The 15644-nt window shown below is 63.3% G+C and carries 12 protein-coding genes; 7 read left to right on the forward strand and 5 right to left on the reverse strand.

Annotation, left to right across the window (positions count from 1 at the left end):
* Window positions 1-21: 21 nt before the first annotated feature.
* Together nirD and PWP93_RS29675 are read left to right on the forward strand one after the other, a co-directional pair.
* Complete coding sequence (gene nirD, locus PWP93_RS29670) at window positions 22-381, forward strand: nitrite reductase small subunit NirD (RefSeq protein WP_421047213.1); 360 nt, start codon at window positions 22-24, stop codon at window positions 379-381.
* Window positions 382-411: 30 nt separating this feature from the next.
* Window positions 412-4596: a molybdopterin-dependent oxidoreductase gene (locus PWP93_RS29675; RefSeq protein WP_421047214.1), complete on the forward strand. Its 4185-nt coding sequence runs from the start codon at window positions 412-414 to the stop codon at window positions 4594-4596.
* 73 nt (window positions 4597-4669) lie between these two features.
* Here the strand turns inward: PWP93_RS29675 and PWP93_RS29680 are convergent, their stop codons facing one another.
* The gene (locus tag PWP93_RS29680) at window positions 4670-4993 is read right to left on the reverse strand and encodes a hypothetical protein (protein ID WP_421047215.1); all 324 of its coding nucleotides are present in this window, start codon (window positions 4991-4993) and stop codon (window positions 4670-4672) included.
* Between the two features lie 49 nt (window positions 4994-5042).
* Here PWP93_RS29680 and cynR point away from each other — a divergent pair, with 49 nt between their 5' ends.
* Entirely contained in the window at window positions 5043-5942 is a 900-nt protein-coding gene (gene cynR, locus PWP93_RS29685) for a transcriptional regulator CynR (protein ID WP_421028470.1), read from the forward strand.
* A gap of 50 nt (window positions 5943-5992) precedes the next feature.
* Here the strand turns inward: cynR and PWP93_RS29690 are convergent, their stop codons facing one another.
* Together PWP93_RS29690 and lhpI are read right to left on the reverse strand one after the other, a co-directional pair.
* A complete protein-coding gene (locus tag PWP93_RS29690; RefSeq protein WP_421047216.1) occupies window positions 5993-6217 on the reverse strand; it encodes a hypothetical protein in 225 nt (74 codons plus the stop codon).
* A 120-nt stretch (window positions 6218-6337) separates the two neighbouring features.
* Entirely contained in the window at window positions 6338-7261 is a 924-nt protein-coding gene (lhpI, locus tag PWP93_RS29695) for a bifunctional Delta(1)-pyrroline-2-carboxylate/Delta(1)-piperideine-2-carboxylate reductase (protein ID WP_421047217.1), read from the reverse strand.
* 132 nt (window positions 7262-7393) lie between these two features.
* Here lhpI and PWP93_RS29700 point away from each other — a divergent pair, with 132 nt between their 5' ends.
* Window positions 7394-8143, forward strand: a complete 750-nt coding sequence (locus PWP93_RS29700; protein WP_421047218.1) for a FadR/GntR family transcriptional regulator — start codon at window positions 7394-7396, stop codon at window positions 8141-8143.
* Between the two features lie 26 nt (window positions 8144-8169).
* Here the strand turns inward: PWP93_RS29700 and lhpH are convergent, their stop codons facing one another.
* Together lhpH and PWP93_RS29710 are read right to left on the reverse strand one after the other, a co-directional pair.
* On the reverse strand, window positions 8170-9177 hold the full coding sequence (gene lhpH, locus PWP93_RS29705) for a trans-3-hydroxy-L-proline dehydratase (RefSeq protein WP_421047219.1): 1008 nt from the start codon (window positions 9175-9177) through the stop codon (window positions 8170-8172).
* A gap of 270 nt (window positions 9178-9447) precedes the next feature.
* Window positions 9448-11688 (reverse strand): NADP-dependent isocitrate dehydrogenase, encoded by a 2241-nt coding sequence (locus PWP93_RS29710; RefSeq protein WP_421028475.1) that lies wholly within the window; start codon window positions 11686-11688, stop codon window positions 9448-9450.
* A gap of 549 nt (window positions 11689-12237) precedes the next feature.
* Between PWP93_RS29710 and PWP93_RS29715 the strand changes: the two genes are divergently transcribed.
* The 3 genes from PWP93_RS29715 to PWP93_RS29725 all read left to right on the forward strand — a co-directional run bounded on the left by PWP93_RS29715 (window position 12238) and on the right by PWP93_RS29725 (window position 15373).
* Entirely contained in the window at window positions 12238-13272 is a 1035-nt protein-coding gene (locus PWP93_RS29715) for a helix-turn-helix domain-containing protein (RefSeq protein WP_421047220.1), read from the forward strand.
* 93 nt (window positions 13273-13365) lie between these two features.
* The gene (locus PWP93_RS29720; RefSeq protein WP_421047221.1) at window positions 13366-13740 is read left to right on the forward strand and encodes a hypothetical protein; all 375 of its coding nucleotides are present in this window, start codon (window positions 13366-13368) and stop codon (window positions 13738-13740) included.
* A gap of 235 nt (window positions 13741-13975) precedes the next feature.
* Window positions 13976-15373, forward strand: a complete 1398-nt coding sequence (locus tag PWP93_RS29725; RefSeq protein ID WP_421047222.1) for an MFS transporter — start codon at window positions 13976-13978, stop codon at window positions 15371-15373.
* Window positions 15374-15644: the final 271 nt, after the last annotated feature.

The following is a 15644-nucleotide window of genomic DNA, read 5'->3' on the forward strand; positions in this document are numbered from 1 at the left end:
TTCACTTACGAGGAGTACGAAATGAGCCACATCGCCAGCCATGCAATCGCGCATAACACCTGGGTTCCCGTTTGCCAACTCGACGACATTGTGCCCAACACGGGCGTGTGCGCGCTCGTAGGGGGCGAGCAGATCGCCGTGTTCCATGTCGACGACGGCGACGCGCGCGTGTTCGCCATCGGCAACTACGACCCGAACTCGCAGGCCGCGGTGCTCTCGCGCGGACTCGTGGGCAGCCTGGGCGAGCGCATCGTCGTGGCGTCGCCCATCTACAAGCACCATTTCGATCTCTCGACCGGCGAGTGCCTCGAGGACCCCGTGCGTTCGGTGAATGCGTTTGCCGCACGCGTGGAAAACGGCCAGGTCTGGGTTTCGGCCTGACTCTTTTATAGCCACGGATTCGAGCCGCACATGACCGAAAAAACCGTCAAGAGCGTTTGTCCGTACTGCGGCGTGGGCTGCGGGATGGTGTTGCACGTGCAGGACGGTGAAGTCACGAAGATCTCCGGCGACACCGAGCACCCGAGCAACTTCGGGCGTCTGTGCACCAAAGGTTCGTCGGCGCACGTGGCGCTGCGCAAGTCCGGGCGGCTCGAACGCGCTTTCGTGCGTTACGCGCGCGACGAAGACCCCGTGCCGCTGCCGCTCGCGCAGGCCATTGCCGATACGGCACGCCGCCTGCGCGAGACGCTCGATACACACGGCCCGGATGCGCTCGCGTTCTATGTGTCGGGCCAGATGTCGATCGAGGCGCAGTACCTCGTGAACAAGCTCGCAAAGGGCTTCGTGGGCACCAACAACATCGAGTCGAATTCGCGCTTGTGCATGGCGAGCGCGGGCAGCGGCTACAAGCTTTCGCTAGGCGCGGACGGGCCGCCTGGCTCGTATCAGGATTTCGATCGCGCCAACCTGTTCCTCGTGATCGGCTCGAATATGGCGGACTGCCATCCGATTCTGTTTTTGCGCATGATGGACCGCGTGAAAGCGGGCGCGAAGCTGATCGTGGTGGACCCGCGCCGCACCGCGACGGCGGAGAAAGCCTCCCTGTTTCTGCAGATCAAGGCAGGCACCGATCTCGCGCTGCTCAACGGCCTGTTGCATCTGCTGCATGAGAACGGCCATACCGATGCCACGTTCATCGAGCAGTACACCCAGGGCTGGGATGCGATGCCAGCCTTCCTCGGCGACTACACGCCGGAGAAAGTGTCGGCCATCACGGGGCTGGCGCAGGACGATATCCGCCGCGCCGCGCGGATGATCGGCGAAGCGCCCGAGTGGACGAGCTGCTGGACCATGGGCCTGAACCAGAGCACGCACGGCACATGGAACACGAACGCAATCTGCAATCTGCACCTGGCGACGGGCAAGATCTGCCGCCCCGGCAGCGGGCCATTTTCGCTCACGGGCCAGCCCAATGCGATGGGCGGGCGCGAGATGGGCTATATGGGAGCGGGTTTGCCGGGCCAGCGCTCGGTGCTCTCGGAAGACGACCGCGCGTTCGTAGAGGACCTCTGGCGCGTGCCGCACGGCACGCTCACGACGCGGCTTGGCGGCGGCACCATCGACATGTTCTCGCGCATGGCGGCGGGCGAGATCAAGGCGTGCTGGATCATCTGCACGAACCCCGTGGCTTCGGTCGCCAACCGGCGCACGGTGGTGGAGGGCTTGCGCGCCGCCGAACTCGTGATCGCGCAAGACGCCTTTCTGGACACCGAAACGAATCAGTACGCCGACGTCCTGCTGCCCGGCGCGCTCTGGGCCGAGGCCGAAGGCGTGATGATCAATTCCGAACGCAACATGACGCTCATGCAGCGGGCGACCGAGCCGCCGGGCGAGGCCCTGCCTGATTGGCAGATCATCGCGCGCGTGGCTTGTGCGATGGGTTACGAGGGCGCGTTCAGCTACACGAGCGCGACGGAGGTGTTCGACGAGATCGTGGCGTTTTCGAATCCGAAGACGGGCTACGACCTGCGCGGCGCGAGCCACGCGAAGCTGCGCGAGACGCCGCTGCAATGGCCCTGTGCGCCGGAGGAAGGCGCTGCGCAAAGCGACCGCAATCCGATTCGCTATCTGAACGATGGCGTCGGTCAAACCCTGCGCGAGGACGAACGCGGCAGCCGCCCGCGCATCGTTTTTCCCACGCCGCATGGCAAGGGCGTATTCTTCGCGCGGCCTCACGTGGCACCTGCCGAGTTGCCCGATGGAACGTTTCCCATCGTCTTCAATACGGGGCGCTTGCAGCACCAGTGGCACACCATGACGAAGACCGGCAAGGTGGCCATGCTCAACAAGCTTAATCCTGCGCCGTTCGTCGAGATCCACCCCGAGGATGCGGGCGCGCTAGGCATCGCCGCCAATGACCGCGTGGAGGTGCGTTCGCGGCGCGGGCGCGTGGTGCTGCCCGCCGTGGTGACCGACCGAGTGCAGCCTGGCAATTGTTTCGCGCCAATGCACTGGAACGACGTATTCGGCGAAGAGCTTTGCGTGAACGCGGTCACGAGCGATGCGATCGATGCGCTTTCTCAGCAGCCCGAATTGAAATTTTGTGCCGTTGCGCTTGCGCGCGTGGCGCCTGAGCCTGACCGTCTCGTGACAGACAAGCACGATACCGGCGCGGCTCATCCGTCTCAGGAACTCGACATGTCCCGAATCGATGCGTTTGCGAATCTACTCGACCTCGGCGCGGTGGCCGCGCCGGAACTCAACGATACGGAGCGGCGCTATCTCGCGGGTTTCGTCGGCGGGCTGCGTTCGTCGACGACCGAGGCACAGGGCCGCGTCGTAGCGGTGCCCGTGCTGCCCGCACACGCGCCGTTTCCCGCGAGCACGCGCGCGTGGGTCGACGGTCTGCTGGCGGGGCTGTTCAGCCGGGGTGAATCGGGCATCGAGCCGGCGCTCGAAGCGGTTCATGTGCATAACGACAAGCCGGTCGAAAAACCAGGCGCCGTGCGGATTGCCCATACTCGCCCGAAGGTGGTTCTGCTGTGGGCTTCGCAAACGGGCAATGTGGAGTCGCTCGTCGAACGCTACGCCATGCAACTGATGGAGTCGGGCTTCGAGATCCGCACCGCGTGCATGGCCGACTACTCGCTCGCGCATCTGGAGAAAGCACAATACGCATTGTTGATGACCAGCACCTTCGGTGACGGCGACGCGCCCGACAATGGCGAGCCGTTCTGGTCGGCGCTCAAAGCGGAGCGTGCGCCGCGCCTTGCCGCGTTGCGTTACGCGGTGCTCGCGCTAGGCGATCGCAATTACGACTCGTTCTGCGGCCATGGCCGCAATCTCGACGCGCGTCTCGAAGCGCTGGGCGCGCAGCGCTTGATGGCGCGCCAGGATTGCGACACCGATTACCAGAACAGCGCGGATGCATGGCTCGACCGCGTGGTCGCCCGCATCAAGGAAGAAGACGCCGCGCTGCATGCCGTGCCTGCGGGCGGCTCGATTCCCGAGGTGCTGCCCGGCTGCGCCGCGACCAAAGCGCGCCCGGCCGCGTCGCACCTCATTCACAACGTGCGCCTGAACATGCAGGGCGCGGTGAAGGACACGCGCTATTTCTCGCTCGCGACGAGCGGCGGCGACGGCATGGGACTCGAATACGAAGTGGGCGACGCGCTAGGCGTATGGCCGACCAACTGCCCCGCGCTCGTGGACGAATTGCTCGCGCTCACGCGCCTTCCCGCCGACGCGCCAGTCGAGGTGCCAGGCGTGGGCGATATGCGTCTGGCGGACGCGCTTGGCAAGCACTACGAGATCGCGCGGCCCGGCCCCGACGCGCTTGCGTTCATCGCATCGCGCACGCGCGGGCAGGGCCTGAACGAACTGCTGCGCGACGAACGCAAGGGCGATCTCAAGAACTGGTTGTGGGGACAACAACTTGCCGATGTGCTGCACGAGTTCCCCATCGATCTCTCGGCGAAGGAATTGACCGGCATGCTCAAGCGCTTGCAGCCGCGGCTCTACTCGATCTCGTCGAGCCCGAAGGCGCACGCAGGAGAAGTGCATCTGACCGTCTCGGCGGTGCGCTACAACAATGGCCGACGCGAGCGCAAGGGCGTGGCCTCCACGTTCCTCGCCGACCGTGCGACGGCCGCCAGCGTGCCCGTGTTCGTGCAGAAGAGCACGCATTTCCGCCCGCCGCGCCACGGCGATACGCCGATGATCATGGTTGGCCCCGGCACGGGTGTCGCGCCATTTCGCGCCTTTCTGCACGAGCGGCGCGCGCATGGCGACACGGGCCGCAACTGGCTCTTCTTCGGCGAACAGCACGCGGCCACCGACTTCTACTATCGCGACGAGCTGGAGCGCATGCGCGACGATGGCCTGCTCAGCCGGCTCGATCTTGCGTTCTCGCGCGACCAGAAAGAAAAAGTCTACGTGCAGGACCGCATGCGCGAGCATGGTGCGCAGCTATGGGCGTGGTTGGAGGAGGGGGCGCATTTCTACGTGTGCGGCGATGCTAGCCGCATGGCCAAAGACGTGGATGCCGCATTGAAATCGGTCGTCGCGCAGCATGGCGGTATGAGCGACGATGCGGCCGGCGAGTACGTCGGCCAGATGACGCGCGAACGCCGCTACGTGCGCGACGTGTATTGAGCGTTAACCGCGATTGGCGCACGCTGGCATGCGGCGATCATGCCGGCTGCGCCGTGAACTCACACCCGTGAACTCACATTAACGCGTGGCCGGCACGCCGGATGCGGCGCGAGCGCCGTGAGCGCGCGCCCCGCTGGCGCGTGGGCGCGTCGCCCAGTCCTGCGAACGGGCCGTTTGCAGCGCTCTTCTGCGCGAATGTTTCGGGCATGAGGAGCGCGCAGAGAAAAGTCAGGCTGGCGCCTGCCGTGACGGTAACGATGGACATTGTGAAGGCCTCGAACATCCTGTCCCCCAAACGGTAGAATAATGGCGCGCCGGCCAGCGCCCTAGCCATGCCGGCAATTAAGCGCAACTTTGCATCGATTCCATTCTGCGCATCGCGCACGAGCGAGTCCAAGACGATATTACGATCGTTGCTATAAGTGCGCCTTATGGAGGCCGCCGCCTTGTTGCTCCGTCCGATCCGCTACGTGCTCACCGTGGCCGAGTTGAAGAATTTCACGCGCGCTGCGGAAGTGCTGCACGTTTCTCAGCCGGCGCTTTCACAGCAGATTCGTCAGCTTGAAGCCGAACTGGGCGGCGCGCTTTTCGACCGCAGCGGCCGCACGATCAGTCTCACGGATTTCGGGCGCGTCTATATCGAACACGCCCGCATGGCGCTCGAACATCTCGACGCCGGCAAGCGCGCGTTGCAGGACGTGCGTGGATTGACGCGCGGCTTACTGCGGCTCGCCTACGCGCCGACCTTTGCCGAATACCTGATCGGCCCCGCGCTGCGCCGCTTTCACGCGACGCATCCGGCCATTGCCGTGGAAGTGAGCGAGCGGCCGCTCGACGAGATCGAAGCCGGCCTCGAGCGCGATGCGCTCGATCTGGGCATCGGCTTCACCGACGTGCGCTCGGAGAGTATCCAGGCCCAGCCGCTGTTTGCCGAGCATATTGCGCTGCTCGTGGCGAGCGGGCATCCGTTGGCGCGGCGGCGCAGCACGGTGACGGCGGAGCAGCTCGATGACATTCCACTCGCCTTGCTGAGCCCCGACTTCGTGGTGCGCAAATTCGCCGACGCCTACTTTCATGCTCACCAGTTGCGCCCGCAGGTCCTCGTGCAGGCCAATGCGGTCGGCACCGTGCTCAAGCTGGTGAAGGACGGCTCGCTCGCGACGTTGCTGCCTTCGACGGTGCTGCGCGAGCACAAGGGCCTCGCGAGCGTGCCCGTGACGCCCGCGCTGCCGCAGCGCACCGTGGCGCTGCTCGCGCGCCGCCGCGCTTCGCGCACGGTGGCGGCGCAGGCGTTCGAGACGCTGCTGTTCGAGATGATTGCAGAGGAAGGGCTCGCGACGGCCTGAGCCGTCGCGTTGCCGCTGAGCCGCCGCGCTGTCCATGGCGCGGCGTGCTGCTAATGCGTTTTGCGCCGCCAGATCTCGTGGCCCGCACAGACTGCGAGAAAGACGCCGAACAGAATTGCGGCCACTGAGGCCGATTGATCGCCAGCGCCGGCGTGAGTGCCCAGATGAATCGCGTGGAGCCACAGCCCCGCACCTGTCGCTACGGCCACGAGGCCCAGCACGACACCCAGCGCCAGCACCACAACATGTTCCCGTGGACGTTGCCGAATCGTCATATCGCTCCCCGACGAGCGTGTCCATGCTCACGCGGGCGGCGAGGTGCACCACCCGCATGGGATAACGATACGCTGCTCCAAACGGCGCGTCATCAGGAATCGGGGAGGGCTGCTTACGGCTTACGCCGCGTGGCCGATCCGCACCCGCGCGGCCCGGCAAGCAGCCAGATCCCATGCGGCGCAGCCCACGCTTTTGAAAAAGACCGGGGCCGCGGGCGCGAGGCTTCCCTCGATGGCATCGGCAAGCGTGTGCACGTTTGCCCAGTCGAAGCCGGCCTGAATCAGATCGCCCGCTTCGTGCTTCGCGCCGGCAGGGTCGTCGACCACGACGAAACTGCTGTCCACGGTCGTCTTGCCGACTTCCGCCATCGCGGGCGTGAATGCGCCCACGCCGACTACCAGCCGCCCGGCCCGTGCGGGTGCGGTGTACACGGGCGATTGACTCGTCGTGACCGTCACGACGACATCGACCGAATCGGGAACGTCGCCATCGAGCGCGCCGAGATTGGGCGCAATCGCGCGCAATGATTCGACAAAGCGCTGCGTGCGTTCCGGCGTCGATCCCTTGATGAGCATCCGCGCATGCGGAAAGAGCGCCGCAAACGCCTCCACATGATTGACGGCCTGTTTTCCGGTCCCGATGATCAGGATCTCCTTGGGTGCGCCCGCATGCAGGCACATGACGCCCAGCGCACTAACGGCAGCCGTGCGGCGCCCGGTGACCGTGGGGCCATCGAGCACGAACAGCATTTCGCCCGTGAACGCATCGCACGCAATGACCTGCCCGTGAATGGTGGGGAGCTGCCGCTTGCTGTTGCCGGGGCAGACATTGACGAGCTTGTGGATCGCGATATCGCTCGCGCTCGAAGGCATCGAGAGCATCACGCCGCCTTCCTGCAATGGAATGACCAGACGTTCAGGACTCACGATTTTTCCGGCGGCGTATTCCACGATGGTTGCGCGCAGCATTTGCACGAGCGCCGGATAGTCGAGCAACGCGGCAGTGGCTTGTGCGTCGAAGGTTTTGACGGGGGAAGGGGTCATGGCTTTGGAGAAGTCGCTGAACTGGATTCAAGTGGATTCAATTTAAACCAGATTTGGGCGATTATCAATCCATGAATCGAGCCTCTGGCTCAGAAGTGGTATATTGAAAACCAACGCATCGAAAGATCCAACATGGCCTCCGCACGCATCGATTCCTCCGCGAACTTTCGCCCTCTACAGATTTACGAGCAGGTCTCCGAAAAGATCCGCGCGGAAATCCGGGCTGGCAGGTACCTTCCCGAGTCGCGCCTGCCTTCGGAGCGCGAGCTCGCCGCTTTGTTCGGTGTGGGGCGTCCTGCCGTGCGCGAGGCGATCGGGGCGCTCCAGAATGAAGGCCTCGTTGTCACGCGCAGAAACTCCGGCACGTATGTCTCGGCGAATGCGCCTGAAGTTCTCGCGCGCGGCAGCGCGCTATCGGGCAGCGGGGAAGCCGGTTCGGTCGAGGCGGATTACAGCCCGTCGGCAACGCTGGATGTCCGCCTGATTCTCGAGCCCGCGATCGCGCGCCGCGCGGCGGCCCACAAGAAGCGGGATGCGCTCGCCGAGCACTATCTCGCCCAGATGGAAACGCTGACCGACGTTTCGGATCCCGAAGAACGTGCGCTCTGGAACAATAGCGACCGCCTGTTTCATCGCCAGCTTGCGGTGATGACGGGCGACGCGCTACTGGTGAAGCTGGCCCAGGAGATTGCCGACACAATGGACCAGTCCTTGTGGAAGCGCCTCAAGGACGACGGCATCTACGATCCCGCCCGAATCCGTCTCTACGTTGCGGAGCATCGGCTCATTTACGAAGCCATCGTAACCGGCGACGCGGACGCCGCCGCGTTCTACGTGGAGCAGCACATTCACCGCGTCCAGCGCGATATCGCGCCGGCGTGATCCGGCGCGACGATATCGCCGCGCGATCAGCGCACGAGAAAACCGTACGTCAGCGGGTCGCGCTCGTCGATGATCCATTGTGCAAAGCCGCTGATATACGCTTCGCCCTCGACTTCGGGAATCACGGCAGGCATGCCGTGAACCGACGTCTCGCGCAGAACCCGGCCTTTGAACACCGTCCCGACGATGGATTCGTTCACGAGCGTCTCTCCGGCCTTGAGCTCGCCGCGCTGATAAAGCTGGGCGACGCGTCCGCCGGTTCCCGAGCCCGTGGGAGAGCGGTCGACCTCGCGGTCGGCGAACACGCAGCAATTGGCCTGGGTCGATCCAGCATGACGCGGCTCGTTGGCGATGATAGTGCCGTAGATATGATTGATTTCCGGAATCTCCGGATGCTGCACCGGGAAGGCCTTGTTGGCGGCTTCCTTGACCTCGGCGCCAAAGCGAATGAGCTTCTCGACCGACGATTCGCGCACCGGCAGATCGAAAGGCGCGCCATCGACATAGAAATAAAACGCACCGCCATAGGCAATATCGCCCGTGACCTTGCCGAAGCTCGGCGTGTCCACGGTGACGTCGCGCTTCCACAGGAATGACGGCACGTTCACGAAGCGCACGCTGCCGGCGTGCTCGCCGTCCCATTTGACGAACGCCTCGATGAAGCCGCAGGGCGCGTCGATGCCCACCCGCGTTTCGGGCATCGTGCGCTGCACCCAGCCCAGCTCGACCGCCGCCGTCGAGAGCGCGATGACGCCGTGGCCGCAATGGTCGCTATATCCTTCGTTATGCAGAAAGATCACGCCAAAGTCGGCGCCCGGCGATACGGGCTCGGTGAGATAGCCGCCATACATGTCGGCGTGGCCACGCGGCTCGAACATCAACGCGCGGCGAATATCGTCGGCGTTGTCCTTGAGCCACGCGCGGCGCTGGACGATGGTGTCGCCGGGCAGGCGCGGCAGACCGCTCGTGACGATGCGGAAGGCCTCGCCGCCGGTGTGGACTTCGACGGTGGAAATGGTGCGGGTCGGTTTCATGAAAATCGGAAGGTCAGGCGGATTCAGGCGAGTCTAGCAATATTGGTTTTTGGAGAGACCAATGTATTGCACTGGTGGTGCGATAGCAAGCACTTTTCATAAAATGCGTCGATTATGGTCCTTGAAAAAACCGGATTGAGTTCCAGACGGCCGCCGCCAAAAAAAATCGCCCTTGCAGCGACACACGCTGCAAGGGCGATTTACATGAATGAGGCAAGGGCGCCTCGTGCCGGGCGAGGCCCGGCAGGGCCTCCCGGCTTCGAGCGGGACTTACTTCGCCACGGCTTCGAGGGCGGCGTTGAACGTCTTGCTCGGGCGCATGACTTCGGCGAGCTTCGCGAAATCGGGCTTGTAGTAGCCGCCGATGTCGACCGGCTTGCCCTGCACCGCGGCGAGTTCGCTCACGATGGTCTTTTCGTTCTCGGCCAGAGCCTTTGCGAGCGGTGCGAAGTGCGCTGCGAGTTCCGCGTCGTCCTTCTGCGCGGCCAGCTCTTGCGCCCAGAACATCGCGAGGTAGAACTGGCTGCCGCGATTGTCGAGTTCGCCGGTCTTCGGCGAGGGACCCTTGTTGTTGTCGAGCAGCTTGCCGGTAGCAGCGTCGAGCGTCTTCGCCAGCAGCTTGGCCTTGGCATTGTTCGTCTTGATACCGAGGTCTTCGAGCGAGACGGCCAGCGCGAGGAATTCGCCGAGCGAATCCCAGCGCAGGTGATCTTCCTGCACCAACTGCTGCACGTGCTTCGGCGCCGAACCGCCGGCGCCGGTTTCGTACATGCCGCCGCCGGCCATCAGCGGAACGATCGAGAGCATCTTCGCGCTGGTGCCGAGCTCCATGATCGGGAACAGGTCGGTCAGGTAGTCGCGCAGGATGTTGCCCGTGACCGAGATCGTGTCCAGGCCGCGGATCACGCGCTCGAGCGTGTAACGCATCGCGCGGACTTGCGACATGATCTGGATGTCGAGGCCGTTCGTGTCGTAATCCTTCAGGTACGTCTCGACCTTCTTGATCAGCTCGTTTTCGTGCGGACGGTACGGGTCGAGCCAGAATACGGCCGGCATGCCCGAGTTGCGCGCGCGCGTGACGGCGAGCTTGACCCAGTCGCGGATCGGCGCGTCCTTCACGAGACACATGCGCCAGATGTCGCCTTGCTCGACTTGCTGCGTGAGCGCTTCGAGCACTTCGCCCGTGGCGTTGTCGACGATGCGCGCCGTGCCGTCTTGCGGGATCTCGTAGGTCTTGTCGTGCGAGCCGTACTCTTCAGCCTTCTGCGCCATCAGGCCGACGTTGGGCACCGTGCCCATCGTGCGCGGATCGAATGCGCCGTTGGTCTTGCAGAAGTTGATGATTTCCTGGTAGATGCGCGCGAACGTGCTTTCCGGAATCAGGCACTTCGTATCCGCGGGGCGGCCGTCGGCGCCCCACATCTTGCCGCCGGCGCGGATCATCGCGGGCATCGAGGCGTCGACGATCACGTCGTTCGGCGCGTGCAGGTTCGAGATGCCCTTGGCCGAATCGACCATCGCGAGCGACGGACGATGCTCGTGGCAAGCGTGCAGGTCGCGGATCACTTCTTCGCGCTTCGATTCCGGCAGCGCTTCGATCTTCGTGTAGAGATCGACCATACCGTTGTTCACGTTGATGCCGAGCTCTTCGAAGAGCTTCGCGTGCTTCTCGAATGCGTCCTTGTAGAACACCTTCACGGCGTGGCCGAACACGATGGGGTGCGAGACCTTCATCATGGTGGCCTTCACGTGCAGCGAGAGCATGACGCCGGTCTTGCGCGCGTCTTCCATCTGCTCTTCGTAGAACGCGAGCAGCGCCTTCTTGCTCATGAACATGCTGTCGACGATCTCGCCGGCCTGCAGCTTGACCTTCGGCTTCAGCACGATGGTCTCGCCCGACTTCGTGACGAGCTCCATGCGGACTTCACGGTCCTTGTCGTTCGTGATCGACTTTTCGCCGTGGTAGAAGTCGCCGTGCTTCATGTGCGCCACGTGCGTGCGCGAAGCCATGCTCCACTCGCCCATGCTGTGCGGGTGCTTCTTGGCGTAGTTCTTCACGGCCAGCGGCGCGCGGCGGTCCGAATTGCCTTCGCGCAGCACCGGGTTCACGGCGGAGCCGAGGCACTTCGAGTAGCGCTTCTGAATCGCTTTCTCTTCGTCGGTCTTGGGGTCTTCCGGATAGTCGGGGACCTTGAAGCCCTTGCCCTGCAGTTCCTTGATCGCGGCAACGAGCTGAGGAACCGACGCGCTGATGTTGGGCAGCTTGATGATGTTGGTGTCCGGGAGCTGGGTGAGGCGGCCCAGTTCGGCCAGATTGTCCGGCGCGCGCTGCGCTTCGGTCAGGAACTCGGGGAATTCGCCGAGGATGCGGCCCGCAACGGAAATGTCGCTAGTTTCGACATTGACGCCGGCCGGCGCAGTGAAGGTACGGATGATCGGCAAAAACGCGCTGGTGGCAAGCAGCGGGGCTTCGTCGGTCAGGGTGTAGATGATGGTGGGTTGGGTGCTCATCGGTTTTCTTGGCGGGGTCCGAAAACGGGGTGATAAGACCACCGGCTGCACGCAGTCGGCGAAACACGTGAATTTTGCCTCAATTCGGGAGCGCCTGGGGGCTTACTGTCCATCAATTTCATATTATGGAAATGCGTTGCGCCACATAATTTGGCGCTCAAGCAGGCGCATCTGGCCATCGAGCACGGCCCCGTGCTGAAAGCGTTGTCGCGCAGGAGGCCCGTGGCGCAAGGCTTTGGCGGGTGAAGAAGGTTATCCCGGAGCGGCTCGTGTGTTTTTGAATAACTAAATAATATATTTGTCAATATGGCGAATACCCTTACAAAAATAGTGGGTGAGCCGGCCAGTCTTATAGAAGAATTTCGCCCTCGCCGAGGTCATCAACGGCATGGGCGAAATCTAAAGTATCGGCTTTATGTGGCCGATATCCCGGTAGTCGAGTGGAACAATTCGTGCCAGGCGGGCAGTCCCGGACGGGCAGTCCCAGGCGGAGGGTCCCGGTCAATCCAGAAATCGCTTCTCCACCCGAGGCGATCCATGAGGTGACTCATGAACCAGGCGCCGAACGCGCTGCTACATTCGCAATTCGATACCAGCGGTTTGCCTCGCTCCCAGCAATTCGCCGCGTGGCGAGAGGCGATCAATGTGGTGTTCGACACGCAGGCCACCGAGGCGCGCGATGCAGGGTTCCAGAGCCGCGTGAACGCGTATCTGTTTTCGGACGTGGTACTGGGATCGATCAGCACCGGTGCACAGCGCTACGACCGTTCGAACGCGAAGATCGGGCGCGACGGCCACGAGCAGTACGTCCTGCAGTTTTATCTGGGCGGTAGCTGCCGCGTGCGCGACGGCGGGTCGGAGTTGTGCACGCGGCCCGGCGACATGTTCATCGTCGATGCGGCCCAGCCGCTCGCGACCGAGACCACGCGCAGCGAATTCCTCAATCTGGCGGTGCCGCGCCGCATGCTCGCTCCGTTGCTCAATGCGCCCGATCAGCACGGCATGCGCGTGTTGCGCGGCACGCAGCCCACGGTCGCGCTGCTGCGCGAGCATCTGGGCGAACTCTATCGTCATGCGCCGCAAATGACGCAGGCGGATGCCCATGCCGTCCTGCCCGCGACCTTGCAACTCGCGGCGTGCGCAATCAATGCGAGCGTGAATCCGGAACACATTCCGGCGGTTCAGCAAAGCGTGTTCGTCTCGATCTGCCGCTACCTGGAGCAGCACTTGAGCGACCGGCAATTGAGCGCGGAGCAGGTGGCGTTCGCGTTCGGCATGTCGCGCGCCACGCTGTATCGGCTGTTCGAAAAGGAGGGTGGTTTCGCGACGTACGTGCGCGAGCGGCGCTTGCGCCGCTGTCGCGAGTTGCTCGTCGATCCGGCGCGCAGCGGCGTGTCGATTGCCGATATTGCTGCGGAGCATGGGTTCTCGAACGCCGCGAATTTTGCGCGGGCATTTCGCCGCTCGATCGGGCTGTCTCCACGCGCGGTGCGCATGCTGGCGCTCAGCGGTGGTGGTGGCATCACGCATGCGCAAGGCGCGTCGGTGGACGACTGGCGCTACTGGATGACCTTGCTGCGTTGAACACATCGCGCGGATCGCGCAGGGTTGGCGTGAGACGCCGCAACAAGTATTTGAGACGTATGGACAGGTTTTGCCGTTGGTCTCTCGCATTCGTTGCGCCCGCGCGCCGCCACCTGCAAAGTTGCCGGCATTCGCGAGATCAGCGAGATCTGCGCAGGACGGGGAAAAATGAAAAAAAATCCGAAAAAGCCGCCGCATGGTGGCGGGTGTCACTACGAGTCGGTCTGGTTGCTCGAACTCGCGCGCGGTGCGTCGCATATCGCCAGCATGCTGTCGGCCGAAACGCTGGACGCCGCCGTGCGTGAGGTCATGCAAGAGTTCGTCGCAGCGCAAGGCAGCGCGGAGCTCGATACCTTTTGCTGGCTGCTGGCCGAGCGGCTCGAAAAACGCGAATGCGCGGCGGGCGCGGCCAGGGTCAGGGAATTCGATGCATCCGGGCTGTCGCGCCAACTGCTCGGTGAGGCGTGAATTAGAAAAAAATTAAAAAACGCCTGTTCGAATTTGGGTTTCAACCAGGTGTCTCGATGCTCCGGTGCCAATAAGCTTCATGCTGTGCCGCGTATTCACGCGAGCGCGCGCCGTGGCACGAGAATGAAGAGGCCGCAAGGATCTGTGCCGGGGAGAATGCGTGAACCATGGTTGTGCACGCAAGTCACCGGCTTTTGCTTTCTTTGTGCTTACAAAAAATGGTTGAGGTATTCCGATGTCGATAGAAAAATCCGCGGAAATCGCCGCCCGATTCGACCGGCTGCCGCCGTCGCGCACGGTCTGGTCGATGGTGGTCCTGCTTTCGCTCGGCGGGGTGTTCGAGTTTTATGATTTGTTCTTCACCGGTTATGTCGCGCCGGGCATGGTGCATTCGGGCCTGTTCACGCCCGAATCACTCGGCTTCTTTTCTGCGCTCGGGCCGCTCAAGGTCGCCGGCTTCGGCACTTTCGTGTTCTCGACATTCGCGGGGCTGTGGGTGGGCGCGCTCGTGTTTGGCCAGGTCGCCGACCGGTTCGGGCGCCGCATCATCTTTACGTGGTCGCTGATCTGGTACATCGCGTGCACGGCCATCATGGCGTTCCAGACCACCGGCCTCGGGCTCAATATCTGGCGCTTCATCGCCGGCATCGGCATCGGCATCGAACTGGTCACGATCGACACGTACATCTCCGAACTGATCCCAAGCGCAGAGCGCGGGCGGGCCTACGCGGTCAATCAGTTCATCACCTTCAGCGTGGTGCCGGTGGTGGCGTTTCTCGCCTACATCCTCAAGGACACGCAGCCGCTCGGGCTCGACTACTGGCGCGTCGTGATTCTCATCGGCTCGGTGGGCGCGGTGGTGGTGTGGTTCCTGCGCCGCAAGATTCCCGAAAGCCCGCGCTGGCTCGCGCGCCATGGGCACGTGGATGAAGCGGAGCGGATCGTCGCCGACATCGAGCGCCGCGTGGCCGCCGAGAAGTCGATCGAACTGCCGCCGCCCGGCGCCATTCAAGTCGAAAAGGGCGGCCGCGGCTCGCTGGGCGAAGTGCTGCGTCCGCCTTATTTGCGTCGCACCGTGATTCTGTCGATCTTCAACATGGCGCAGGTGATCGGCTTCTACGGGTTCGCGGCGTGGGTGCCGACGCTGCTGATCGACCGCGGCATTCACGTGACGCAGAGCCTCGCCTATGCGTTCGTGATCGCCATCGCCAATCCGTTCGGGCCGTTGATTGGCGTGTGGTTTGCCGACAAGATCGAGCGCAAGACGCAGATCGTCGGCGGCCTGTTCGTCATGGCGGTCGTGATCGCGCTGTTCTCGCAGGCCTCCCAGCCTTCGGTGCTGATCGTGCTGGGCGTGCTCTTCACGCTTGCATCGAACGTGATGTCCTATGCCTACCACGGCTATCAGGCCGAGCTCTATCCCACGCGCGTGCGCGCTCGCGCGGTGGGCTTCGTGTATTCGTGGAGCCGGATTGCGGCGGCGTTCGCGGGACTCGCTATCGGCATCTTGCTGCACCACTACGGCGTGCCGGGTGTGGCGATCTTTATTGGCATAGCGATGTTCGTGGGTATCGTGATGATTCTGCTCGGGCCGAATACGCGCGGCCTCTCGCTCGAAGATATCAGCCACTGAACGCGCAGGAAATGCCGCGCGCCGCTTCGTCACGCGGCGCGCGCGCCGAATTTGCCGCGACAATTTCCAGATACAACCGCATATCGGCCGGTATTTATAACTGAATATCGGCGGTTTATCCGCCGATATTCGGGAATTATTTCAACTGCCGATCCACGGCGCATAGGCTTGAAACTCCGCCTTGACAACGCGCTGCAATACCTCCTATTTTTCCTGTGCCAAGATTAATTACTAAATATTTCACAGGCATCTGTTTGAGGCGTGCGGTATA

Origin of the sequence: Paraburkholderia sp. A1RI-2L (genome assembly GCF_048957375.1) — a bacterium.
Classification (GTDB): domain Bacteria; phylum Pseudomonadota; class Gammaproteobacteria; order Burkholderiales; family Burkholderiaceae; genus Paraburkholderia.